Here is a 24,586-nt window from a genome sequence, read left to right on the forward strand (position 1 = left end):
TTGGCTAGGCTCCGCAATCAAAGGGGTACACGGCATCTCCCCGACCGTTTCACAAGGACAAGCACCGATGGCAAAGTTCCTGAACACCAGCGCGACCAACGACTATCTCGAAGAACTCGTCAAGGCCGCGCGCGAGCGGCTGATCATCATCAGCCCCTTCCTCAAGTTCAACGACCGCATCCGCGAGCTGCCGGAAGACAAGGACCGCATGAAGATCGACGTGCGCATCGTCTACGGCAAGAGCGAGCTGTCGCCCAGCGAGATCAACTGGCTGCGCTCCCTCGACTTCGTGCGCACCAGCTTCTGCCAGCACCTCCACGCCCAGTGCTGACTCGCAGACCGCTACGCCATCATCACGTCGATGAACCTCTACGACTTCAGCCACATCAACAACAACGAGATGGGCGTGCTGATCTCCCGCAAGGAAGAAGAACAGCTATACGGTGACACCTACGAGGAGGCCCAGGGCCTAATCCGAATCAGCGACGAAGTGCGAATGTCCGCCGAGACCATCGCCAAGGGCGACGACGGCACCCCGGCGCCCTCCGCCGCAAACAAGGTCGAAGAGAAGCCCTACGACAAGCTCACCACCTCCAAGCTAGCCAAGGCCCTCGGCATGCGTACCGGAGAACTCAACGACAAACTCATCACCGCCCGACTGCTGACCAAGGACGGCGATCAGTTCAAGTTGACAGATCAGGGCAAGGCCGCGGGCGGGGAGTTCCGGTTTTCGAAGAAGTTTGGGCCGTTCTTTATTTGGCCGAGTGATTTGGCGGTGTAGCGAGGTATTCGTGATCGGTCCCCCATTTTCGCTCCACGGGTACACGCAAGGATGAGAAAACCTTCACCCTTCATAAAGGCACGCACCCATGACCTCTCGATTTCTCCATCGCTTACCGGCTTATGCATCGGGTATGAGCTAAAAAAATGGAGAGCGCCGCAATTCGCGGATCATGTGATGGAGTGGTTGCCCGAGTTTTCCCTTTCATACACGGAACTGCAACAGGTAGACGCCTCGAACATGGTTGCCCTCATGCGCGCAGCCGCTCGCTCGATATACAAGTCCGAGAAGTTTCAACTTCGTGGTGAGTTTGGCGAACTTTTTCTGCATGCCGCCATACGCCAAATATTCGATTCGGTACCTGCCATATCGAAAATCTATTACAAGACCGCTCGCAACGATACGGTGAAGGGATTCGACGCGGTACACGTTGTTGCAGCCGAGCGAGGATTAGAGCTTTGGCTTGGGGAAACCAAATTCTACAAGAGTATTGATCGAGCCATCCGAGACGTCGCTACTGAACTGCGAGACCATACCGAAAGAGATTATTTGCGAGATGAATTTATAGCTATAACAAACAAAATCCCACCGGAATGGCCCCACGCTCACGAGTTGAAGCAACTACTCGATCCTAACCAGAGCCTCGACACCATATTCAATCGTGTTTGCATTCCCGTCCTTCTCGCCTACGACAGTCCTTGCATATCGAGTCATACTGCCGACTGCAAACAGTACAGAGAGGATTTCGACAAAGAGGTTCGCGCAAACTACCAGAAATTCTGTAGCCAGCCTATCCCAGAGAATGTATTCATACATCTTTTCCTGCTTCCGCTCGAAACGAAGAAGGAACTGATCGCGCTGCTCGACGCCAAACTCAAGGTATGGCAACAACTATGAAACCAGCAACGTTGCGCAAGATCCTGAGCGACGCCCAGGAAATCCAGAAGAACTCGTTCGCCATTTTGAAGTCCATCGGCTTCTACCTGAACGATCCTAAGCAGCAAACGATTGGGCGTGAGTTGGTTCTGCGTGCGCTTGAGCACCGTGACGCCTTTTCGCCCTATACTCCAATACTGGACACTTTTGTCCGTCAAGTCGGTTTATTCCCGTACTTGGACGAAGATGCACTGTCATTTCGCGACGCTGTCGCTTACGAATTCCATCGCCCGGATGGCATGAAGAATGAACTCGTCTTTCATCGCGCCCAGGCAGAAATATATCGGCGCCTCCTTCGAGGGGAAAACGTTATCGTCAGCGCTCCGACTAGTTTCGGAAAAAGCAAAATAATTGATGCCGTCATCGCTCTAGAAAGATACAAGAATATAGCAGTGATTGTACCCACAATTGCGCTTATCGACGAGACCCGCAGGAGACTTTCCACCTTTGGAGCGAGCTACAAGTTGGTCACTCATGTATCACAAGAACCGGGAGAGCGAAATGTCTTTATCTTTACCGCAGAGCGAATGGTTGCGTATCAGCACCTGCCCGACGTACATTTCTTTGCTATCGATGAGTTCTACAAAATTGGAGCGATCGAAGAAGACGAGACAAGAACCATCGCACTCAATCAAGCTTTTTACACTCTTTACCGGACTGGCGCACAGTATTACATGCTTGGACCAAACATCCGCAGGATTCCAGACGGATTGCAAGAGGCATTTGGTTGCTATTTTTATCACACCGAGTTTGCGACTGTGGTAACGGAGATCCAAAGAATAAGGAAGACGCGAAAAGATGTGGAAGGCCTTGTGTCGCTGACCAAGACGTTGACAGAGCCCACCTTGATTTTTTGCCGATCACCGAGTCGAGTTAATGCAGTGGCGCGCGCCATGCTTGATGCGCGAGGGCAAACAAGAGAAAAGGAATTCCGAGACGCCGCGGAGTGGGTCGCGGCTCACTTTCATCCCGATTGGGTATTCCAGGCCGCTCTGAAAGCAGGCATCGGGATTCATCATGGAAAACTGCCCAGATCCCTGTCTCAGTACGTTATCCGCGCATTTAATCAGGGCGAACTACAATTTCTCATTTGCACCAGCACCATTATCGAGGGCGTTAACACAAGAGCTAAGAATGTTGTGATTTTTGATAATCGTATCGGTAGAAATAGGCGGTTAGATTTTTTTACATTCAACAATATCCGAGGCAGGTCTGGACGTATGTTCCATCATTTCATAGGGAAGGTGTTTGTTTTTGACGAACCACCAGACGAGGATTTCTTTGATGTAGATTTTCCTCTGTTCACTCAGGACTCCGACACGCCCGCAAGTCTACTTATCCAGCTCGACGAGGCGGATCTAACCGAGAAGTCTAAAGCGCGTGTTTCTGATTTCGTTGAGCAGAAGCTTCTTCCCTTGGAGATACTTCGACAGAACAGTGGCGTATCTCCAGACGCACAAATTCGGCTGGCGGAGAAACTAGGCGCGCTCCCAGGGCATGAGCGGACTAGACTTCTCTGGACAGGCATCCCTTCCAGTGATGAGCTGTACTATGTATGTGAGTATCTCTGGGATTTCCTTCTAGTGGGCAAGTCGGGCAGCGGAGTCGCTTCGGCAAGACAGTTAGCATATAAGGTGAGCTCGCTTATGGAGAGAAGGCCAATTCGTGAGCGAATTGAAAGAGAGCTGACGCCTGGACCATACGCGGCGAAATCGGCAGATGCGGCGGTTGAGCGAGTATTGGAGTTTGACCGAAATTGGGCGGGTTTCGAGTTTCCGCGTGCGCTGATGGCTATGGACCGCATACAACAGCACGTTTTTAATCGTCTTTTTGGGCGCAGTGGAGATTACGGTTTTTTTGCGACAATGGTCGAGGCGTTATTTCGTAATCCAGCGGCTGCTGCACTTGAGGAATATGGCTTGCCATTGCAGGTGTTCGACAAGATAGAACGCCGGGTTCGGTTGTCCGACGAGCTAGACGCGGCAATTGCGGAGATCAAACTCGTTCGGCCGGAGGAGGTGGGCCTTTCCCCTTTTGAAGCCGAGTTGTTTAATGATACGAGAGCTCACTTATGAAGCGCCGGCATGAAAGATTAATGGTCGCTGGGAGAGTATACTGCTCTCCTCGAAACACACGCGAGAACCTTGGGGAGAGGGTGGGGACTCGGGGTCAAGTGTTGTGGCGACTTGAGCAGAGAGCGTCACAGAGCAGAAGGGGTCACAGAGCAGGACGGGTCTCGCGTTGCACACCCCGGCATGACGCGAAACGCGCGGTGGCCGAGGCTTACCACTCCGGCGCGTAAAGTATGCAGGGCACTACCGACGACTTTTGGAACGAATCAGCGACAGACCACGAATACTCGAGCTAGGTAAAGAAGGGCAAACAGGGACACGAACCACGCAGCGGTCGGGTGCGCGGACGAACGGAACCCGGCTGGGGTGCATGACACAGACTTCGCCGTGACGTACCGAACGCAGGATTATTACAACCAGAATGCGGACGTCTTCTTCGACGACACCGTCGAAGTCGACATGAAGCCGCTCTACGCGCGCTTTCTCAAGCTGCTGGCCGACCACGTAGCGATTCTCGACGCCGGCTGCGGCTCCGGCCGAGACGCGCTCGCCTTCGCCAAGCTCGGCTACTCAGTGACCGCCTTCGACGCCTCCCCTGCCCTCGTCGCGCTGGCGGAGCGACACACCGGCCAGCCGGTGCATTGCCTACGCTTCCAGGACATGACCTGGCAGCAGCAGTTCGACGGCATCTGGGCCTGCGCCAGCCTGTTGCACGTGCCGGGGGAGGAGCTGCCGGACGTGATGGGCCGGCTTCGGGCTGCGCTCAAACCCGGCGGCATCCTCTACGCCTCCTTCAAGTACGGCAGCGGGGAGCGCGAGCATCAGGGCCGGCGCTTCACCGATCTGGATGAGCCGGGTCTGGCGGGCCTGTTGGCCCAGGTGCCCGGTCTGGTGCCGGTGGAGACCTGGACGACGGGTGATCTCCGGCCGGGCCGCGAGTCGGAGCGCTGGCTGAATACACTCCTGCGCAGGACGGCTTGAGCTTGGAGCGGTTCCTGACCACCGGCGGGGCGGTCGATCCGTTTCTGCCGCACCTGTTGGACGCGATCCGCGGGGCCGACCAGGTCGATCTGGCCGTGGCCTTCATCAAGTCCAGCGGCCTGTCGTTGATCTACGGGGCACTGGAGGACGCGGTGGTGCGCCGCGGCGCGCGGCTACGCGTGCTGACCAGCGACTACCTAGACGTGACCGATCCGCGGGCGCTGCGCAGCCTGCTGCTGTTGGCGGAGCGTGGCGCCGAGCTGCGCGTGTTTCAGGCGGAGCGGCAGAGCTTTCATCTGAAGGCGTACATCTGCACCCGCAGTGAAGACGGCCTGGCGGTGTGGGGCGCGGCCTTCGTCGGCTCCAGCAACCTGAGCCGCACCGCGCTGACCGACGGGCTGGAGTGGAACCTGCGGGTGGCGCCGACGGACGACGCCGAGTCGCTGGAGAGCAAGCGTTTCCGCGAGATTCGGGCGCAGTATGAGGCGCTGTTCGCGCATCCGCAGATCCAGCCGCTGGATTACGACTGGATCGAGCGCTACGAAGCACGCCGCCGGCTGGTGCAGCACCTACCCGTCGCGGCCGGCTGCGAGGAGCCCGAGGAAGCGGATCAGGAGACGCCGCCGCAACCGTCCGAGGTGCAGCAGGAGGCGTTGAGCGCACTCGCGGCGAGCCGCGCCGAGGGCTTCCGACGGGGCCTGGTGGTGATGGCCACCGGCCTCGGCAAGACCTACCTGGCGGCCTTCGACAGCCAGGCGATGGGCGCCGGGCGGGTGCTGTTCGTCGCCCACCGCGAGGAGATCCTGTTGCAGGCGGAGGCGAGCTTCCAGCGTGTGCACCCGCAGGCGCGCGTCGGCCAATACACCGGCGCCCGCAAGCAGACCGGCGTGGAACTATTGTTTGCCTCGGTGCAGACGCTGGGCCAGGCCGAGCACCTGGAGCGCTTCGCGCCGGACCATTTCGACTATGTGGTGGTTGACGAATTCCACCACGCCGCGGCGCCCACCTACCGCCGGCTGCTGCAACACCTGCGCCCGCGCTTCCTGCTGGGGCTCACCGCCACGCCGGAGCGCACGGACCAGTCGGACATCCTCAGCCTGTGCGACGACAACCTGGTCTACAGCCGACACCTGTTCGACGGCATCGAGCTCGGACTGCTCTGCCCCTTCCGCTACTTCGGCATCTTCGACGAAACGGTGGACTACCGGGAGATCCCCTGGCGCAACGGGCGCTTCGACCCCCAGGCCCTGGAGCACAAGCTCGCCACCCAGGCCCGCGCCCGCCATGCGCTGCGGTACTGGCGCGATCAGGGGCGCGAGCGCACCCTGGCCTTCTGCGTTTCGCGCAGCCATGCGGACTTCATGGCCGAGCGCTTCCGGCGCGAAGGCATCCGCGCCGCCGCCGTCTATCGCGGCTCGACCCTGGAGCGCAGCCAAGCCCTGGAACAACTGGAGCATGGCCGGCTCCAGGTGATCTTCTCGGTGGACCTGTTCAACGAGGGCGTCGACCTGCCGGCCATCGACACCGTGCTGATGCTGCGCCCGACGGAGTCCAAGGTGCTGTTCCTGCAACAACTGGGCCGCGGACTGCGCCAGCATCCAGGCAAGGAACACCTGGTCGTGCTGGACTTCATCGGCAACCACCAGGGCTTTCTGAACAAACCCCAGGCGTTGTTCGATGTGGGCAGCAGCTATGCTCAGCTCGCCGAGTTCGGCCGCCGCGCCCGCGACGGTGCGCTGAAGCTGCCGCCCGGCTGCTTCGCCAACTACGACCTGGCCATTATCGACTTCTTGATCCGGCTCCAGGGCAAGGGACCGGCGACCGACTACCAGGCCCTGCGCGACTCCCTGAACCGGCGGCCCACGCTGGCGGAGCTCTACCGCAGCGGGTCGAGCATGCCAGCGCTGCGCAAACAGCACGGCCACTGGTGGGCGCTGGTGGCCGACCAGGGCGATCTGACACCGGACGAGGCGGCCTGCCTGGAGCGCCACGCGGACTTCTTCCGGGAGGTGGAGACCACGAGCATGACCAAGTGCTTCAAAGCTGTGCTGCTGGAGTCCCTGCTGGACCTGGACGGCTTTCGCGAGCCGCCGACGGTCGAGGCCCTGGCCGCCCAGGCGCTGGAGGTCTTCCGCCGTCGGCGTGGCTTCATCGCCGACATCCACAAGGATCTGCGGCAGGTGGACGCCGTGGATGAGCGCAAGTGGCTGACCTACTGGAAGGGCAACCCCATCAACGCCTGGACCGGCGGCAACCGCAAGGACGACGCCAAGCGCTGGTTCGAGATGACCGACGGCCGATTCCGACCGACCTTCGCGGTGGACGACGGCGAGCACGACACCTTCCAGACCATGGTGCAGGAACTGGTGGACTACCGGCTCGCCGCCTATGAGCCGCGCCTGCCGCAAAGGCCTCAGGACGAGCCCGAGCAGCCTGCCGACGAGGGCGCGAAGATCCTGCCCTTTCCGCAGCCCGCAGCCGCCGATGAGGCCGAGGGCACCGAGGTGCCTTACTTCCCCGATCTGCGCATCGCCTGCGGCCACTTCCGTACCGGACGCACGGAGGTGGAAGAGACCTGTCTCGTACCGCCGGGCCACGGCAGCGTCGACCCCAGCCGCCACTTCGTCGCCCGCGCCACGGGCAACTCCATGGACGGCGGCAAGAACCCGGTACGCGACGGCGACTATCTGCTGCTGGAATTGATCGACCCGACCAAGGCCGGCGCCATCACCGGCAGCGTGATGGCCATCGAGCGACAGGACGCCACCGGCGACGACCAGTACGTGTTGCGCCGCGTCGCCAAGTCGCCGGACGGCAGCTATGTGCTCAAGGCCGCAAACCCCGACTATCCGGACTTCGAGGCGAACGACGCCATGCGCCCCCTGGCCCGTTTGATCGCAAGCTGGGGCGAGGAGGACTGAGCGTCATGTCTGTTCGGTTCGGCAACCGGGTGCCTGTTGCTGGCTTGTCGAGCCATGCGTTCTCGACCGGCCTGCTGCTGCTGGTCCTATTGCTTCCCTTTGGAGTGCTGCCAGCCTCGACACTCCAAACCTTCGACAACGCCCGCCTGATTCCGACGGAGTGGGCGGACGGCGACAGTTTCCTCGTCGCCTTTCCCAACGGCGACGAGCATACGGTTCGGCTCTACGGCGCCGATTGCATTGAGTACCACGTCACCGACGCGACCGATGCAAGGAGGCTGCGCGCCCAGCGGCGCTATTTCGGCATCAAGGGGTACGGTGGCGAGCTGGTGAAGTCGGTCGAGCTCGCCAAGTCGCTCGGAAAATCGGCCACCGATCTGGTTCGTGAGGTGCTCGCGAGACCCTTCTCCGTGCATACGTCCTTTGCCGATGGCGGCGGGGATGGCCGCTACAAACGGATCTACGCCTTCATCACGACGGCCGATGGTCAGGACCTGGGAACGCTGCTGGTCAGCAGGGGGCTTGCACGGGCCTTCGGTGTCTATCGTGGCCACCCCGATGGCCGCAACCGGGACGAGTATCGCGAGTCACTCAAAGACACGGAGCTGATCGCGGCCAGCGAGCGCCGCGGCGCATGGGCCTATACGGACTGGAACGCCTTGGCGGCCGAGCGCAGCGAGGAACGACAGGAGGAGGCAGAGATCGACGCCACCCTCGGTCGCGCTCCGCCGCCGGACAAGATTGACATCAACACAGCCGCCAGGGATGTGCTGATGCAGATTCCCCAGATCGGCGAGGTGCGTGCAAACCGCATCATCGAAGGTCGCCCCTACCGCCGCGTTGACGAGTTGTTGAAGGTCAAGGGCATCGGCGAGAAGCGGCTGGAGATGATTCGGGAGTGGGTTGTGGTCTCGCCCTAGGCGGCTGTGCGCACGCAGGGCGGTTTGCTTGGCCGCTACCGAGAAGCTTTGGGGCACCTTGATGACACGGAGTTGTCCGCGCAATCCTGTTTGCTGGCGAAATCGATATGTGTCTTGTAGTCGAGCGACAACTAGCCTGACACAGGGGGAACCGTCGGTTTTCGCACCTACGCGGACTCGCTGAACCCTCCGATCCTGCATCGTAAGGAGCTGTTGCTGGCGGCGGATGATCCCCGACGGGAGGCCTGGGTGGCGCTGACGGCTGCCTGCGAGTCCGTCAGGCTGTTCGATGATCCGAGGCGCATCGGCTATCGGCGCCAGTGGGAGCAGCTGGTGCGCGAGCGCGGCTATCGGCTGGTGGATCACGCACTGTTGCCCATCGGCAACGACGAGGCCATCGACGACGACGCCGACATGGGGGCCGGCGCCGATCCCGATGCCGAGCAGGCGCCGTCGGCGGGTCCGGCGGGCTGGTCCGCCGCGCGGCATCGCACGGCGCTGAGCCGCCACGGCTTCTCCGCGCCGATCCAGAGCCTGGCGCGCAATGGGTTGCTGAACGGTACGCACTCGCTGTTCGACTATGGCTGCGGTCGCGGCGACGATCTGCGGGGCTTAACGGACAACGGCATCGAGGCGCAGGGGTGGGACCCCTTGGCCTGTCTGTTGTTCGGCGCGGCGGAGTAGAAATGCGCTGCGCGCGATGCCTGGATCGGCTGGCAGCCGTCGGCGCGCGAGCGCAACCTGCCTTACCTGGCGAACAACACGCGTTTTCTGGTGCTGCCTTGGGTGCGCGTTCCGCACTTGGCCGGCCATCTGCTCGCGCGCATCGTGCGGCGTATCCAAGGCGATTGGCAGGTGCGGACAATTTTTATCATCGTCTGCACTGAGAATTTTCCGGCCGGCTTGAAGATGGAGGCGATCAGCGTCAAAGCTCAGCCGCAGTTGTCAGCGGCACTCCCCGGCCGTGGGCGCGGCCTCTGGCCGCGATCTGCGCCGGAGAGACCCGCGCGTGCGCATCGCGGCCAGAGGCCGCTCCCACGGGCCTGCCGAGCGAGCTGAGGCATGGCGCTGATCGCCTCGCGCGAGAATAGACTGGACCCGTTCTGTTCCTTGCCGATGAGGGAGATCTTACGCGCTGACAGCTCGCCGACGGTACCGTCGTTGTGATTCCTGGCATTTGATGCTGTCCTTTTTCCGTCGCGCGGCGTAGCCTCCGACCCCAGACTATTGCCATCGTGCCCGCGGGACGCAGTGGCCGCTGTCGGTCTCATGGGAGCTGAGAAATACAACCGGCGCAGAGCGTCATGCCCAACCGCGTCGTTCACCTATCCACCGTTCTTGAGCGCACCGGCTACAGCCGCGCCCGGCTGACCCGCCCCAACCAATTGGCCGCGAGCGGGCTCCCGCCGCGGGGAGCTGAGACCGTGCTGGACGTTCGGGCAGCGCTGAGCATGAATCTATAACACCCCTGAGGCTCGCCCCGAAAGGCCGCCTTTTAAGCTCGCCTTAACGGAATCCAGGTCTGCAACAGCGATGATCCGTGTGGTCAAATCCCGTTCTGCAAAAGGCCTAGGCTTTTTCGAAAACACGGACGAGATCGACGCCGAGTTGTACGCATATGCCAAGCTCAGGGGCCGGCTCAGCCATCGAGCAAATCGGCCCTGCTCAGGGTCTTGCGGCGACGGATGCTGTTGCGGCTCGCCTCCTCGGACGCATCCCTTGCCTTCAATAATTCCAGGTAGGTGCCGATGTGTTTGCGGGCCGTCCGTAGCTGACTAGGGGTTAACTTCGGGCGGCCTCGGCCATACCTGAGGGAATCGAACGATGCCGTCGCGGGATAGCTCGATATAGCAGCGCTCGTTCCCCGCGATTTGGGTGATGGTTGGCCAATGCGCTTCGATCTGAGTGGTCAGTTCGGCGTTGGAGAGGTTGCCAAGGGTGATGCGCAGGAGTCGGGCGGGCGTACCGTTCAAGAAGTGCGTGTCTCGAAAGTCGCCGTCCTTTGTGATGAGGAGCATGCCATTGGCATCGACGAAGGCCGAAATCGCCGCGTCAGTCGTCGCTGATCCATCGAGGATTCGGTTCACATGTGTCGCATCGACGCCCATTTCCCTCAGTCGTTTGATGAGACCGTATGGGATATGCACATCACAGAGTACTCGCATCAGGCGACTCGACGAGTGGGCTCACCGGATACGAGTAGACGCGCATACTCCAGGCACGCGGTGACGTCGTCGCGCTCCAACTCTGGGTGGTCGGCGAGAATCTCATCGACAGACATGCCCGATGCAATCATGTCCAAAACCACTTCCACGGGCCAGCGCATGTGGCGTACGCAGGGTTTGCCGTGGCAGATGCCGGGGTCGAGGGTGATGCGCTGTAGGTGCGACATAGTGGCTCTAACGCTGAGGAAGTCAGGGAAGAGAATAGGCTTGGCGTCGTGCTGGCGCAACCGCATTCCAGAGGTGGAGCAGTCGCTGGCTCGGACCTTGTCTAAGGGGCGGAAGGCGCGCCGAGCCCGGCGAACCCAGAGAGTGATGGTGGCTACGCATCAGAACCCACCTTTGCCACTCCTGAGACGATCCCGCACGGATGGCTGTTTGCGGAGGCGACCGATTGCAGTTTGAGAGCTCGCGCTCTGACAATTCTGGCAAACTCGTCGGCAACAAGCGCTATCTCCACGTCGACGCGCTGCCGCGGGCGGCGGACGGCCAGGAGGCGCAAGCGCTGCTCGCTGCGGTCGCCAGGGCCGAGGCCCTGGCCGGTGTGCGCCGGGGAGAGCACTTCAACCTGGTCCGGATCGATGCGGATGGCGCGGAGCTGGCGCTGGTGCATTATCCAGGTTTCGTCGGGGAGCCCTTCCCGGCGCTCGCGCAGAGCTGGCGGGTGGACCTGGCCGCCGGCACTCTCAGCCATCGCACCTATGCCGACTCGCTGAACCCGCCCATCCTGCACCGCAAGGAGCTGCTGCTGGCGGCGGATGACCCGCGTCGGGCCGCTTGGGCCGAGCTGACGGCGGCCTGCGAGTCGGTGGGACTGTTCGATGATCCGCGGCGCATCGGTTACAAGCGCCAGTGGGAACAGCTGGTGCGCGAGCGCGGCTATCGGCTGATGGATCATGCACTGGTGCCCATCGGCAACGACGAGGCCACCGACGAGGCCGCGGATGGGGCGCCAGGGACTTCGACCGGTCCGGCTGGCAGGTCCGCGGCTCGGCATCGCACGGCGCTCAGCCGCTACGGCTTCTCCGCGCCGATTCAGAGCCTGGCGCGGAATGGGTTGCTGGACGGTACGCACTCGCTGTTCGACTACGGCTGCGGTCGCGGCGACGATCTGCGAGGCTTGCGGGAGAACGGCGTCGACGCGCAGGGGTGGGACCCCTACTTCGCGCCGGACGAGCCGGTGGTGGGGGCGGACATCGTCAATCTGGGCTTCGTCATCAACGTCATCGAGGACTTCGACGAGCGGCTGGAGGCTCTGACCCGGGCCTGGTCGCTGGCCCGAAAGCTGCTGGTGGTCTCGGTGATGCTCGCCAATCACAACGATCCTCGCGGCGAGCGCTTCCGCGATGGCGTAATGACCCGGCGCGGCACCTTTCAGAAGTACTACACCCAGGCGGAAATCAAGGCGTTTTTGGAGGAGGTGCTGGACGAGGAGGCGATCCCGGTCGGCCCGGGTGTGCACTACATCTTCCGCGACAAGGATGCCGAGCAGCGGCTGCTGGTGAACCGCTACCGAAGCCGGCGCAACCTGCTGCGACTCCCGCCGAGAAGTCCAGCAGAACACCGTGAGCGCCCGCGCCGCGACCGTGCCGCCGAAAAATACCGGGCACACCAGCAGGAGCTGGAGCGGCTGTGGGCACTGCGCCTCGACTCAGGCCGCGACCCCGACAAGACGGAGACGCCGGACCAGCTGGCGTTGACCGAGGCGTTCGGGTCGGTCCCTAAGGCGCTGCGCTTCATTGTCGCCCAGAAGATCGCCGACCTGGGGGAAGAAGCGGTAAGGGCCATGCTGGAGCGGTCCGTCAAGGCGCGGCTGGACGATCTGCTGGTCTACTTCGCACTGGACCAGTTCGGCCGACGCAAGCCCTATAAACACCTCGAATCCGGCCTGAAGCGGGACATCAAGGCCTTCTTCGGCGACTACGCCCAGGCCCGCGCGCAAGGGCTGGCCATGCTGATGCAGATTGCGGATGTGGACGCCATCGAACAGGCGTGTCTGACAGCGGCGGAGCACGGCTTGGGCTGGCTTGCTCAACGCGATCAAGACGCAGACGAGCCGGGGGGCGACGCGGAGCGCGGACAGGAGGATGGGAGCACTTCGCGTCCGCGTGCAAAATCACTCACACTGGGCTCCGGGTTAGTCGACCGCTTGCCCGCGCTGCTGCGGACCTACATCGGCGCCGCATCCGCGGCCTACGGCGACTACCAGAACGCCGACCTGCTGAAGATCCATATCGGCAGCGGCAAGCTCACGCTGATGCGCTTCGATGACTTCCATGGCCAGGCGCTGCCGCGCATGTTGGAGCGCGTGAAGATCAAGCTCCGCGAGCAGGACGTCGAGCTCTACTCCTACGGTGGTGACTATCCGCCGCCCTACCTCTACTGGAAGTCACGCTACCTCAATGAGGAAGACCCCAGCTACCCCGACCAAATCGCTTTTGATGAATCCCTCGATGGGCTCGGCCTGTTCGATCTCTCTGGGTTCGGGCCGCCGCCAGCCGCACTGGAGGCGACACTGCGACGACATCGTTGGCAGATCGACCGCTTCACCCTCAGGCGCGGGCACTGGAAACCGGACCTTGATGATCCCTGCGGCCGCTTCCTGACCTATCGCGACCTGATCGAGTGCGGAGAGACGCAGCACGCCACCGAAATACCAAACCTGCCGGAGCAGATCGAGAGCTACGACGCACTACTGGCGCTCGCGGAGAACGTGCTCGATCCGGTCATCGACTGGTTCGGCATGATCCGGCTGACCTTCGGCTTCTGCTCACCAGCCCTTGCGCGCAAAATCCCCGGCCGCATCGACCCGAAGCGGGATCAGCACGCGGCCCACGAGTGCAATCGCCTCGGCAAACTCGTTTGTGATCGCCTGGGCGCTGCGGCGGATTTTCTTGTCACTGACGAAGACATGCTCGATGTCGCGCGTTGGGTGGTTGAGAATACGCGCTTTGATCGGCTGTATTTTTACGGCAAGAACCTGCCCATCCATGTGAGCTTCCACCCAGCGCCTAAGGGACAGGTGGTGCTGATGAAGCAAACGAAGGCCGGCAGTCTTGTTCCACGCGTCATAACCAAGGAGGCTTTCAAATCCTCAGCGTGAACCTGTCTGCAAGACCTCCGTGTCGGAAAGGTCAGCCGACGCGCTTACGACAAGGGCACCGGGGCGCAGAGCGTCCGCCTTTGTTCCCGCGCCGAAGCGCGGGGATCTACGAAATTTTGACCGAGTTGCCTTGGCTTGCAACCCACCTGCGCGCCGAGGGGAAGCTCATGGTCTGTCCCGGTCTTCTGCGAGATCAAAACACTGTCACCGCAACGTTTTTCAAGTACGGCAGCGGCGAGCGGGAGCATCACCGGGAACCGGGGCCAGACCACGAATACTCGACTATGCCGCAGCTTGGCACACGAGACTGACGCGCACCTCGTCATAGGGTAGATGCAGCTTTCCGTCGTCGCTCCGGTCGATGAGCCCGCATTTCACCATGGTCTCTGCATCAGCATGGACGCTGTCAACGTCCCGTCCGACGCGCCGCGCAATCTCGCCCATCCCCAGAGGCCCTGCACCGGTGAGCGCCTTGAGGATGCCCCAGCGGTCCGGATTCAACGTCGTCAGCAGCGCTTCCTCGCTGTGGAACGTGTATCGACAACCTTGAGGCTCGCCGCGAAACGCGGCCCGCAAGCTCGCCTTGACTGTGTCCAGATCGGCAACGTCGATGATCAGTGTGGTCATAGGCGCTTCTCTACGATCCGCCGGCCTCGGGTCCGGATATCCGCCATGATGCGTGCCAGAGCGGTCACCCAGCGACGAGTGGGTAATCTTGTGGCGACCTGATCGTCGCGATGCCGAGATCAACGTCCAAATCCGGCCAGTAGAGGTGACCTGGATGCGGCTGCTCGACGTTGAAGATCGAGCCGATCGGGGCTTCGCGAAACCACGGAAAGTCATCGAAGGGCAGAAAGTGCTCTTCGCCGTTGTAGAGCAGCCAGAGTCCGTGGATGCTGACGTTAGTGACTTCAGGCTCCGAAATGTCGGCGCCAAGCAGCGCAGAGCTCGTCATAGCGTGCCTTAATGGTGAATATGCGGTTTGCGATGCACGGGTAGCGATGTACGGAGTGCAGACGCTGAGCACCGTTGCGGCCGACACTGCATCGCGCTGCTCACAGGTATCGCCCTGGGTCCATGCGCGCATGAAGCACCCGGACGATTCGGATGACCGGCGGCACGACCTGATAATAGACGATGTGTGCTTTGATACGAAGGGATCGGTAGCCGGATCGGACATCTTCCCGCGGACGTCCGAGTGACGGGTTGGTCCTGCGCTTCGCGATGCCGGTGTCAAGCGCGCTGAGGTATTCGTCGGCCTGCGCTTCGTTCCATTGCTTGCAGCTGTAAAGCCAGATGTCTTTCAGGTCTTGCCGAGCCTTGGGACGTGTAACGACGTCAAGCATTCAGTTTTGCTTCCCTGCGTGCTTCGTCGCGAATCTGATCGATGTCGAGAGGCGCGTCATTGCCACTTTCTTCGCCTTCGATCAGTGCGTTGCGCAGCGCTTCGAGGGCTTGCTCTTGCGCCTCCAGCAGCTTCAGACTGGCGCGCACGACGTCGTCTGCACAACTGTACCGTCCGCTGTGAACCTGCTGTGCCACGAAGCGATGGCAGGTTTCATCGAGAGAGATGCGCGTGTTGTCGGTCATCTAGGGCTCCACGGAAAAACCTTCGGCAATGAAATAGAGGGCAAGGTGAAGGGCGTCAGCTCGCTTCCCGACCGCGGCGGACTGCTGCGCCCGGCTGCCCAAGTCGTTGATAGTAGGCGCTCAGTGCGGTCTCGGACAAGGCCCGAACTTGCTGGCGGGTGGTGGTGTCCTGGATGCGTTCCCACAGGGCCGGCGCAAACCGCAGCCTCGATGCATCTCGATCATAGGACAGGAACCCCCGCTGCGCGAACTTCTTGAACGGCATGGTCAGGATGAGCTGGCGGATGTCGGTCTCGGTCAACTCGTGGACGCGGGCCATGCGGGCCTTGGGCTTCTCGACGGGCAGGCCAGCAGCCTTGCGGGCCAGGTAGAAGTCCCGGAAGGCCAGCGTCAGTCGGTTGATGGGCACGCTGCCGTCGTCGTCGATGGTATCGAGCAGGCAACGGAGCAGTACCGGCTTGTAACTGGCGGCCATGTCCATCTCCTCGCAGAAGACGAGGAAGCGCTGGCGAACGTTGGCGGCGGTGACGGGCTGGAGGTTGTAGCGCTCGGCGATCTCGCGCTTGCGGTCCTTGCGGAAGTAGAGGTAGCGACGGCTGCCGATGGTCAGGTCGTGGTCCGGGGTGAGGTCGCCGGCGAGGACCTTGCCGCGGAGGTAGCCTTCGGAGGCGGCCAGCTCCAGCTCGGCGACGGTGAGCATGTCTTTGACTATATTTTGCCAGTCGAAGATGTCGATCTCTTCCAGGCGCTCGGGCCAGATGCCGACGTCAATGACCAGCGGGTCGCTCGGGCCATGGGCCTCTTCGTCGGCGATGCGGTCTTCGGGAGCCAGCACCAGGCGGCCGGGGCGGTAGATGCGGGTGCCGGTGAGACGGTGCAGGTCCCAGCTCTGGTTGTAGCGCCCGGCGTTATCGACGAAGTCGAAGACGAGCAGGGATTCCTTGCCGGGGGCCTTGCGGGTGCCGCGTCCGAGCTGCTGCATGTAGATGATCTTCGACAGGGTCGGGCGGGCCATCAACAGGACCTCGATGTCCGGGCAATCCCAGCCCTCGTTGAGGAGGTCGCAGGCGCAGAGCATCAGCACCTCACCGCGGGCGAAGGCGGCGAGGGCCTCGTCGCGCTCGCGGGCCGGCATGCCGCCGGAGACGGAGCGAGCCGGCACGCCCTGCTCGCGGTACAGCTCCGCCAGGGTCTCGCCGTGACGGACGTTGACGCAGAAGGTGACGCCCTTGCGACCGCGGACATGGTCCAGATAGGTCTGAACGATCAGCTCGTTGCGGGCCGGGACGGTGATGGTGGTTTCCAGGTCTTGTCGGTTGTACTGGACCTCGTGTGGGCCTCGTCGATGATCAGGTAGCGGAAGCGCTCGGGCGCGATCTCGCTGAAGCGATTGCCAAGCGCCTGGACCGAGGCACAGACGACGTGGCACTCGGGCTGCCAGCGCCCGCCCTCGATGCGACCGTCTCGGGAGAAGAAGTGAAAGCGAAAACGCTCCAGCTGGGCCTTGACGCGATCAGCCTTGCGGGCCAGCTCGTGGTCGGTCCAGCTATTTACGGTGACAGTATATGTAACTCCTATTTATGGTGACAGGATACGTAACTCCGCGCTTCACAAAGCAGACCGCGATTTGGGGCACTTTGCGGCGGAGCGGAACCGTATCTCCGAACCTGGTGAACTCAATGGGGGACGCACCACCAAGAACCGCGTTCTCGAGTTCCACTAAGCGTTGCAGAGTTTTCCTGTGACACCATGCAGCGCAGGCGACACGCAGAGTTGTCGGCAGTCGGGTCTGGCGGCCCTGTGGAGCAGGTGCCGGGCCTTGTGCCGGTGGAGACCTGGACCACCGGTGATCTGCGGCCGGGCGGCGGGTCGGAGCGCTGGCTGAACACACTGCTGGGAAGGACGGAAGCGGCTTGGGCCGGTTCCTGACCACCGGCGGGACGGCGGATCCGTTTTTGCCGCACCTGAGAGCTGCGATACGCTGAGCCGATCAGATCGATCTGGCGGTTGCCTTGATCAGGTACGGCGCCACGCTGGGGCAGTTCGTCATCGCCGCGCTGGCTGACAAGCTGTCGGCACTCCCAACTGAGGGCCTGATTGAGGATCGCGCCAGCCGCGCGGACCTTGATCGCTATCGCGCGATCCCCGCGAAGGTTCTGAACGTACCCGCTGTAGCCCAAGACGCGTTGCCGCAGGGCTGATGCCAGCGGCTGCTGCCTTGGCTGGCCACCCACGTGCGCGCCGAAGCGGTGCTTGTGGTCTGTCTCGGGCTTCTGCGAGATCAATACACCGTCCCCGTAACTGAATCGTACATCCCCAAATGCCCATCTGCCTCACAAACTCGCGCTGAAACAGTGAAGTAGCGAAAACATACAGCGGTCCTTCAAATCACCTGACAGGTGGCCCGTTGCGCCGTGTTGTCATCGCGGAATCCGACCGGCCGTCGCCTCTCGCAGGAGACGGCGCCGCCTCACGCGTCTCGCGGCGGCGCTCTGCGCCGTCGATGCTCGCCCCGGCACCCGGCATGCGGGCGCCTGCACAGCGCCCGACGCCCGTCAGCCGCGCAGTTGCGCGTTGACGGCGCACCCCACCCCCCACTAACCTCCTGTCCCGAGTCAACCTTTGCGGATAGAAGCAGATCGACTCCGGCGAGCGACCTCTTGAGCGACAACCCGCCAACTGATTGTCTCGACGCGATACGAGCATCGGGCCTGGCGTGAGCGCGATGCACAACTTCCTGCGGCGCGTCGTCGAGCCGTGTCCGCGCCGGCGCGAGCCCGACTTCGAGCTCGATCCGCCCATCTCAGGGTAACCCTCAAGCACAGGGCCGCTTGGGCTCTCCAGCTCTAATCCGCCATCGAGTAGACGAAACGAGGACGTCCTTTGCAACACGTGATGGAAAAGTTCGCGAACCGGATCCGCGACTACTACCAGGACCCACTGGACCCGCTGGCAGAACAGTTCATGTTCCGGCGTCCACCCACTGTGGGCGAGCTGCGTCGGCCGCCGCAGGTCTTGCTCCTGGGCAATCACTCATCGGGGAAGTCCACATTTGTGAACCATCTCCTGGGCGACGATGTTCAGAGCACTGGGGTTGCTCCCACGGATGATGGATTCACGATCATCACTTATGGCGCGACCGCGACCGAGCGGGATGGACCTGCTGTGGTCAGCAATCCGGACCTGCCCTATGAGGGGCTCCGGCACTTTGGTGACCACTTGGTCTCGCATGTGCGGCTGAAGCTGCGCCCAGCTGAGCTCTTGAAAACGGTGACGCTGATCGACAGCCCGGGCATGATCGATGCGGCCAAAGCCGAGAATGGGCGTGGTTTCGACTTCCCCGGTGTGGTGCGTTGGTTCGCCGAGCGAGCCGACCTGGTGATGGTGTTCTTTGATCCGGACAAGCCCGGGACGACGGGCGAAACACTTCAAGTCTTCCGCGAGTCCTTGGTGGGCATCGACCATAAGATGCTGATCATCTTGAACAAGGTGGATCAGTTCCAGTGCCTGCACGACTTCGCACGGGCCTATGGGGCCCTCTGCTGGAACCTGGGCAAGGTGATCGCGCGCAAAGACTTGCCGATGATTTACAACACCTTTGTGCCGCTGACCGACAAGCCGAAGTCGCGCCTGCCGATGGAGGATTTCGAAAAGGCACGCACCGACCTGATCGGTGAGATACGCCGTACACCGACCCGGCGGATGGACAACCAGATCACACAGATCCAGGCCTATGCGGAGCGGCTCCGGCTGCACGCGATGGTCATCGACAAGGCTGCCGACAAGTTCAAATCGACGCGCGCGCGCTGGCGGGGCCTCTTGCTCCTGCTCTTCGGCGGGCTGGGCGCTGCCGCCTTCGGCACTGGTATGGTTGTGGCGGTGCCTGGAATTGCATTGGCCGCCGTCCTGGCTGTCAGTTTGACCGAGCTCGTCACGCTCCCGCGGAGCAAACGGCGCCTGATTTCTCGCTTCGACCAGATCTTCGAGAAGCTGCACGATCGGGAGCTGCTGTTGCGCGACCGCGCGGAGGACTTGCGCATGATGTGGGAAGAAGTCAGCCCGCGCGCCCGCGAGATTGCTGAGAAAAGCGGCCTGGAATCGTTCAAGAAGATGAGCTGGCATGATCGCGAGCTTCTTGAGGAGCTCACGGGCGAGCTGATCCCGCAGCTTCGGAGCGAGCTCTACGATGCCATGCGTGACAGCGACGCGCCCTCCCCCGCCTTGGCGGAGGATGAGCCGGCGATGTTCCCCGCAGCAAAGCCGCCCCGTCCGCGATTGGTCGAAGGCGACGGGTCCGGGACACCCAAGCGTAAGACGTTCTTCTGATCGCCCGTCGGCGCTCACCAGCCTGGCCTCAGATTCGAGCACCACAGCTTGCCGGCCACCCCGCCGCGGCCGGGCTCTGCGCACGCGCTGTCGGTCATCCAATGGCAACAATTGGGGCATCCTTGGTGCGCGGTGGCCCGTGCATCGCTAGAATCGGGACGATTCCGCACCGCAACCCAGCCCAGACCGGAGCCCCCAGATGCACGACAGCTTCAAGGCCAAGGCCCACCTCGACGTCGCCGGCAAGCGCTACGAGATCTTCCGCGTGGACGCGGTGGCGAACAGCGCGCGGCTGCCCTTCTCCATGAAGATCCTGCTGGAGAACCTGCTGCGCCACGAGGACGGCGTGACCGTGAAGCGCGCGGACATCGAGGCCGTCGCCAACTGGAACCCGCAGGCCGAGCCCGACACCGAGATCCAGTACCGCCCCGCCCGGGTGCTGATGCAGGACTTCACCGGCGTGCCCGCCGTGGTGGACCTGGCGGCCATGCGCGATGCCATGAGCGCGCTCGGCGGCGACCCGGACAAGATCAACCCGCTGCAGCCCGCGGAGCTGGTCATCGACCACTCGGTGCAGGTGGACAAGTACGGCTCCGACGCGGCGCTGGGCCTGAACGCCGAGCTGGAGTTCTCCCGCAACAAGGAGCGCTACCAGTTCCTGAAGTGGGGCCAGCAGGCCTTCGACAATTTCGCCGTCGTGCCGCCGGACACCGGCATCGTGCACCAGGTGAACGTGGAATACCTGGCCCGTGTGGTCTTCGGCCGCGAGCAGAACGGCGTGCTGCAGGCCTATCCGGATACGCTGGTGGGCACCGACAGCCACACCACCATGATCAACGGCGTCGGCGTGCTGGGCTGGGGCGTGGGCGGCATCGAGGCCGAGGCGTCCATGCTGGGCCAGCCGGTGTCCATGCTGATCCCGAAGGTGGTGGGCGTGAAGCTCACCGGCAAGCTGCCCGAGGGCGCCACGGCCACGGACCTGGTGCTGACCATCGTGGAAATGTTGCGCCAGCACGGCGTGGTCGGCAAGTTCGTAGAGTTCTACGGACCGGCCGTCAAGACCCTGCCCATGGGCGACCGCACCACCATCGCCAACATGGGTCCGGAATACGGCGCCACCTGCGGCCTCTTCCCAATCGACGACGAGACGCTGGACTTCCTGCGCCTGACGGGCCGCAGCGACGAGCAGGTCGCGCTGGTGGAGGCGTACGCCAAGGCCCAGGGCATGTTCGACGCCGACGGCAGCTTCGAGGCCGACTACAGCGAGACCTTGGAACTGGACATCGGCACCGTGGTGCCGAGCCTCGCCGGCCCCAAGCGCCCGCAGGACCGGGTGGCGCTGACGGACGTGAAGGCGGGCTTCGAGGCGGCGCTCAAGGTGGTGAACGCCGAGCGCGGTGTGGAGACCAACCCGGGCGTCAAGGCCACCATGGACGGCCAGGATGTCGAGCTCGGCGACGGTGCCGTGGTCATCGCGGCCATCACCAGCTGCACCAACACCTCCAACCCGAGCGTCATGCTCGGCGCCGGCCTGGTGGCCAAGAAGGCCGTCGAGCGGGGCCTGACGGTGCCGCCCTGGGTCAAGACCTCACTGGGTCCGGGCTCCATGGTGGTCACCAAGTATCTGGAGGACGCCGGGCTCATGGAGCCGCTGAAGGCGCTCGGCTTCCACGTGGTGGGCTACGGCTGCACCACCTGCATCGGCAACTCCGGCCCGCTGCGCCCGGAGGTCTCCAAGGCCATCGCCGACGGCGACCTGACGGTGGCGTCCGTGCTCTCCGGCAACCGCAACTTCGAGGGCCGGGTGCATGCCGAGGTGCGCATGAACTACCTGGCCTCGCCGCCCCTGGTGGTGGCCTACGCCATCGCCGGGCGCATGGACTTCGACCCCTACCAGGAGCCGCTCGCGAACGACAAAGACGGCAACCCGGTGTATCTGCGCGACATCTGGCCCACCCAGGGCGAGGTGGCGGACACGGTGTCGAGCTTCCTCGGCAAGGACGACTTCACCGACACCTATGCGACCGTCTTCGACGGCGACCAGCGCTGGCAGGGGCTGTCGGCGCCCGCCGGCAAGACCTTCGCCTGGGATGCGGGCAGCACCTATGTCCAGGAGCCGCCCTACTTCCAGGGCATCAGCATGGAGCCGGAGCCGGTGGCGGCCATCGAGAACGCCCGCTGCCTGGCCCTGCTCGGCGATTCGGTCACGACGGACCACATCTCCCCCGCCGGCAGCATCAAGGCGGACAGCCCCGCCGGGCGCTACCTCGTCGAGCACGGCGTGCAGCCCGCGGACTTCAACTCCTACGGCTCCCGTCGCGGCAACCACGAGGTGATGATGCGCGGCACCTTCGCCAACATCCGCCTGCGCAACAGGATGGCGCCCGGCACCGAGGGCGGCGTGACCCTGCACCAGCCCTCCGGCGAGGAGCTGTCCATCTATGACGCCGCCATGCGGTACCAGGCCGAGGGCGTGCCCGCCATCGTCATCGCCGGCAAGGAATACGGCTCCGGCTCCTCGCGCGACTGGGCCGCCAAGGGCCCGCGGCTGCTGGGCGTGCGGGCGGTGATTGCCGAGAGCTACGAGCGCATCCATCGCACCAACCTGGTGTGCATGGGCGTGCTGCCGCTGCAGTTCCAGCCGGGCGAGAGCGCCGGGTCCCTGGGCCTCACCGGCTACGAGTCATTCACCATCGAAGGGCTCGACGACGGCCGTGCCAAGGAGGTCAGGGTCACCGCGACGGCGGCGGACGGCGGCACCCGCCAGTTCCAGGCCCGCGTGCGCATCGACACCCCGAACGAGGTGGAGTACTACCAGCACGGTGGCATCCTGCATTACGTGCTGCGGAAGCTGGCGGCTTAGCGGCGGCCAAGGCGGAAAGACGGCTGATGGGCGGGCATTGCTTTGCCCGGCCCACCGCGCAGCCGCAAACCTCAGGGTCACTGCTCGGGATACGGGCGGTCGCAGGTGCGTTATGGTTGGGGCGTCGCGGCCTGCTGAGCTCATTTGCGAGGAGGATGCACGAAATGACGGCCGAAACCGAAAACTTGGTCCTGGAGATTCTACGACGGGTCCAGGGCGACCTGACCGAGCTGTGCAGCGGCCAGCAGGACATTCGGCATCGCCTGAGCCTCATCGAGACCCGCCTCGCGGGCATTGACCGCAACCTGGCCGATCAATATGCAAGCTGTGCGGGCCAGAGTGTACGAATCGACCGGCGCGAAGATCGCCTCGGGCGCATCGAGCGGCGGTTGGAGTTGACCGACTGAAGAGAGTTTCAATGGACCTCTCCACCCTCACCGCCATCTCCCCCATCGACGGCCGTTACGGGAATAAGACCGAAGCCCTCCGGCCGGTGGCCAGCGAATACGGCCTGATCCGCCACCGGGTGCTGGTGGAGGTGCGCTGGCTTCAGGCATTGGCGGCGCATCCGGGCATCGCCGAGGTGCCGGAGCTCTCGGACGCCGCGCTGGAACGACTGGATGCCATCGTCCAGGGCTTCACGCCCGACGATGCCGCCCGCGTCAAGGCCATCGAGCGCACCACCAACCACGACGTGAAGGCGGTGGAGTACTTCCTGAAGGAGAAGATCGCCGACAACGCCGAGCTGGCGGCGGTGTCGGAATTCATCCATTTCGCCTGCACCAGCGAGGACATCAACAACCTTGCCCATGCGCTGATGCTGCGCGCGGCCCGCGAGGACGTGCTGCTGCCGGCGATGGACGCGGTCATCGACGCGGTCCGCACCCTGGCGCACCGGTACGCGGAGCAGCCGATGCTCTCGCGCACCCACGGCCAGCCGGCCTCGCCCACGACCCTCGGCAAGGAGATGGCCAATGTGGTGCATCGCCTGCGCATCCAGCGCAATGCCATCGGCGACGTGCACCTGCTCGGCAAGATCAACGGCGCCGTCGGCAACTACAACGCCCACCTGGCCGCCTATCCGGAGGTGGACTGGCCTGCCCTGGCGCGGGACTTCGTGGAATCCCTCGGCCTCACCTGGAACCCCTACACCACGCAGATCGAGCCGCACGACTACCTCGCCGAGCTGTTCGATGCCCAGGCCCGGTTCAACACGGTGCTGCTGGACTTCTGCCGGGACGTCTGGGGCTATATCTCGCTCGGCTGTTTCAAGCAGAAGACCGTCGCGGGCGAGGTCGGCTCGTCCACCATGCCGCACAAGGTCAACCCCATCGATTTCGAGAACGCCGAGGGCAACCTCGGCATCGCCAACGCCATCCTGGGCCATCTGGGCGCCAAGCTGCCCGTCTCGCGCTGGCAGCGGGACCTGACGGACTCCACGGTGCTGCGTAACCTCGGCGTCGGCCTCGCGCACACGCTGATCGCCCTGCAATCCGCGCAGAAGGGCATCGGCAAGCTGGAGGCGGACCCGGCGCGGCTGGCCGCGGACCTGGATGCCAACTGGGAGGTCCTCGCCGAGCCCATCCAGACTGTGATGCGCCGCTACGGCGTCGAGCAGCCCTACGAGAAGCTGAAGGCGCTGACCCGCGGGCGGCGCATCGGCCCGGACGCCCTCGCCGCGTTCGTCGACACGCTGCACATCCCCGACCACGCCAAGGCCGAGCTCAAGGCGCTGACCCCTGCGCGCTACATCGGCAACGCCGCCGAGCAGGCGCGGGCCGTGTGATTCCTCCGCCCGCCTCGTGATCCGAATCCCGCCGTGATGGTGTGAGTTTGAACGGGCGTGCATCGATTGGCAATTGATCTGACAA

21 protein-coding genes and 1 pseudogene are annotated in these 24,586 nt (G+C 63.2%); 15 read left to right on the forward strand and 7 right to left on the reverse strand.

The genetic code is table 11. The features are described 5' to 3' along the window. Window positions 1–67 precede the first annotated feature (67 nt). The 9 genes and pseudogenes from QZ607_RS06220 to QZ607_RS25820 all read left to right on the forward strand — a co-directional run. Window positions 68–331 carry a hypothetical protein gene (locus tag QZ607_RS06220; RefSeq protein ID WP_295880874.1) on the forward strand — a complete coding sequence of 88 codons (264 nt, stop codon included), beginning with the start codon at window positions 68–70 and terminating at the stop codon, window positions 329–331. A gap of 30 nt (window positions 332–361) precedes the next feature. Continuing rightward, a complete protein-coding gene (locus QZ607_RS06225) occupies window positions 362–781 on the forward strand; it encodes a hypothetical protein (protein WP_295880875.1) in 420 nt (139 codons plus the stop codon). 51 nt (window positions 782–832) lie between these two features. Continuing rightward, the gene (locus QZ607_RS06230) at window positions 833–1,678 is read left to right on the forward strand and encodes a DUF1837 domain-containing protein (protein WP_295880877.1); all 846 of its coding nucleotides are present in this window, start codon (window positions 833–835) and stop codon (window positions 1,676–1,678) included. Next, the gene (locus QZ607_RS06235; RefSeq protein WP_295880880.1) at window positions 1,675–3,792 is read left to right on the forward strand and encodes a DEAD/DEAH box helicase; all 2,118 of its coding nucleotides are present in this window, start codon (window positions 1,675–1,677) and stop codon (window positions 3,790–3,792) included. Before QZ607_RS06230 ends, QZ607_RS06235 begins: the two co-directional genes overlap by 4 nt. Before the next feature lie 384 nt (window positions 3,793–4,176). Beyond that, window positions 4,177–4,770: a bifunctional 2-polyprenyl-6-hydroxyphenol methylase/3-demethylubiquinol 3-O-methyltransferase UbiG gene (locus tag QZ607_RS06240; protein WP_295880882.1), complete on the forward strand. Its 594-nt coding sequence runs from the start codon at window positions 4,177–4,179 to the stop codon at window positions 4,768–4,770. Further along, on the forward strand, window positions 4,767–7,691 hold the full coding sequence (locus tag QZ607_RS06245) for a DEAD/DEAH box helicase family protein (RefSeq protein ID WP_295880884.1): 2,925 nt from the start codon (window positions 4,767–4,769) through the stop codon (window positions 7,689–7,691). Before QZ607_RS06240 ends, QZ607_RS06245 begins: the two co-directional genes overlap by 4 nt. 5 nt (window positions 7,692–7,696) lie before the next feature. Then, the gene (locus QZ607_RS06250) at window positions 7,697–8,611 is read left to right on the forward strand and encodes a helix-hairpin-helix domain-containing protein (protein WP_295880887.1); all 915 of its coding nucleotides are present in this window, start codon (window positions 7,697–7,699) and stop codon (window positions 8,609–8,611) included. A 249-nt stretch (window positions 8,612–8,860) separates the two neighbouring features. Continuing rightward, window positions 8,861–9,295 (forward strand): hypothetical protein, encoded by a 435-nt coding sequence (locus QZ607_RS06255; protein WP_295880891.1) that lies wholly within the window; start codon window positions 8,861–8,863, stop codon window positions 9,293–9,295. Between the two features lie 15 nt (window positions 9,296–9,310). Beyond that, window positions 9,311–9,670 (forward strand): annotated as a pseudogene (locus QZ607_RS25820) (Druantia anti-phage system protein DruA); the annotation flags it as partial. Window positions 9,671–10,386: 716 nt separating this feature from the next. Here the strand turns inward: QZ607_RS25820 and QZ607_RS06260 are convergent. Beyond that, window positions 10,387–10,776: a DUF5615 family PIN-like protein gene (locus QZ607_RS06260; protein ID WP_295880893.1), complete on the reverse strand. Its 390-nt coding sequence runs from the start codon at window positions 10,774–10,776 to the stop codon at window positions 10,387–10,389. After that, window positions 10,776–11,003 carry a DUF433 domain-containing protein gene (locus QZ607_RS06265; protein WP_295880895.1) on the reverse strand — a complete coding sequence of 76 codons (228 nt, stop codon included), beginning with the start codon at window positions 11,001–11,003 and terminating at the stop codon, window positions 10,776–10,778. The genes QZ607_RS06260 and QZ607_RS06265 overlap by 1 nt, the downstream gene beginning before the upstream one ends. A gap of 224 nt (window positions 11,004–11,227) precedes the next feature. On the opposite strand from QZ607_RS06265, the gene QZ607_RS06270 reads away from it, so the two are divergent. Then, window positions 11,228–13,936, forward strand: a complete 2,709-nt coding sequence (locus QZ607_RS06270; protein ID WP_295880899.1) for a DNA phosphorothioation-associated putative methyltransferase — start codon at window positions 11,228–11,230, stop codon at window positions 13,934–13,936. A 282-nt stretch (window positions 13,937–14,218) separates the two neighbouring features. On the opposite strand, the gene QZ607_RS06275 is transcribed toward QZ607_RS06270, so the two are convergent. The 5 genes from QZ607_RS06275 to QZ607_RS06295 all read right to left on the reverse strand — a co-directional run bounded on the left by QZ607_RS06275 (window position 14,219) and on the right by QZ607_RS06295 (window position 16,955). Further along, window positions 14,219–14,563, reverse strand: coding sequence for a MarR family transcriptional regulator (locus QZ607_RS06275; RefSeq protein ID WP_295880901.1), 345 nt, complete (start codon window positions 14,561–14,563; stop codon window positions 14,219–14,221). Between the two features lie 64 nt (window positions 14,564–14,627). Further along, entirely contained in the window at window positions 14,628–14,891 is a 264-nt protein-coding gene (locus QZ607_RS06280; RefSeq protein WP_295880903.1) for a DUF2442 domain-containing protein, read from the reverse strand. A gap of 100 nt (window positions 14,892–14,991) precedes the next feature. Continuing rightward, the gene (locus QZ607_RS06285; RefSeq protein WP_295880904.1) at window positions 14,992–15,282 is read right to left on the reverse strand and encodes a type II toxin-antitoxin system RelE/ParE family toxin; all 291 of its coding nucleotides are present in this window, start codon (window positions 15,280–15,282) and stop codon (window positions 14,992–14,994) included. Continuing rightward, complete coding sequence (locus QZ607_RS06290) at window positions 15,275–15,526, reverse strand: type II toxin-antitoxin system ParD family antitoxin (RefSeq protein ID WP_295880906.1); 252 nt, start codon at window positions 15,524–15,526, stop codon at window positions 15,275–15,277. Before QZ607_RS06290 ends, QZ607_RS06285 begins: the two co-directional genes overlap by 8 nt. Window positions 15,527–15,581: 55 nt before the next feature. Continuing rightward, window positions 15,582–16,955 carry a DEAD/DEAH box helicase gene (locus QZ607_RS06295; RefSeq protein WP_295880907.1) on the reverse strand — a complete coding sequence of 458 codons (1,374 nt, stop codon included), beginning with the start codon at window positions 16,953–16,955 and terminating at the stop codon, window positions 15,582–15,584. 583 nt (window positions 16,956–17,538) lie between these two features. On the opposite strand from QZ607_RS06295, the gene QZ607_RS06300 reads away from it, so the two are divergent. From QZ607_RS06300 to purB, 5 genes are all read left to right on the forward strand, one after another. After that, window positions 17,539–17,727 (forward strand): hypothetical protein, encoded by a 189-nt coding sequence (locus QZ607_RS06300; RefSeq protein ID WP_295880909.1) that lies wholly within the window; start codon window positions 17,539–17,541, stop codon window positions 17,725–17,727. 691 nt (window positions 17,728–18,418) lie between these two features. Beyond that, window positions 18,419–19,852 carry a dynamin family protein gene (locus tag QZ607_RS06305; protein ID WP_295881019.1) on the forward strand — a complete coding sequence of 478 codons (1,434 nt, stop codon included), beginning with the start codon at window positions 18,419–18,421 and terminating at the stop codon, window positions 19,850–19,852. 199 nt (window positions 19,853–20,051) lie between these two features. Next, entirely contained in the window at window positions 20,052–22,715 is a 2,664-nt protein-coding gene (gene acnA, locus QZ607_RS06310) for an aconitate hydratase AcnA (RefSeq protein ID WP_295880911.1), read from the forward strand. Window positions 22,716–22,879: 164 nt separating this feature from the next. Next, a complete protein-coding gene (locus QZ607_RS06315; RefSeq protein WP_295880913.1) occupies window positions 22,880–23,122 on the forward strand; it encodes a hypothetical protein in 243 nt (80 codons plus the stop codon). Window positions 23,123–23,133: 11 nt separating this feature from the next. After that, window positions 23,134–24,501, forward strand: coding sequence for an adenylosuccinate lyase (gene purB, locus QZ607_RS06320; protein WP_295880915.1), 1,368 nt, complete (start codon window positions 23,134–23,136; stop codon window positions 24,499–24,501). Window positions 24,502–24,586 lie beyond the last annotated feature (85 nt).

This window comes from uncultured Thiohalocapsa sp., from assembly GCF_913063425.1.
Classification (GTDB): domain Bacteria; phylum Pseudomonadota; class Gammaproteobacteria; order Chromatiales; family Chromatiaceae; genus Thiohalocapsa.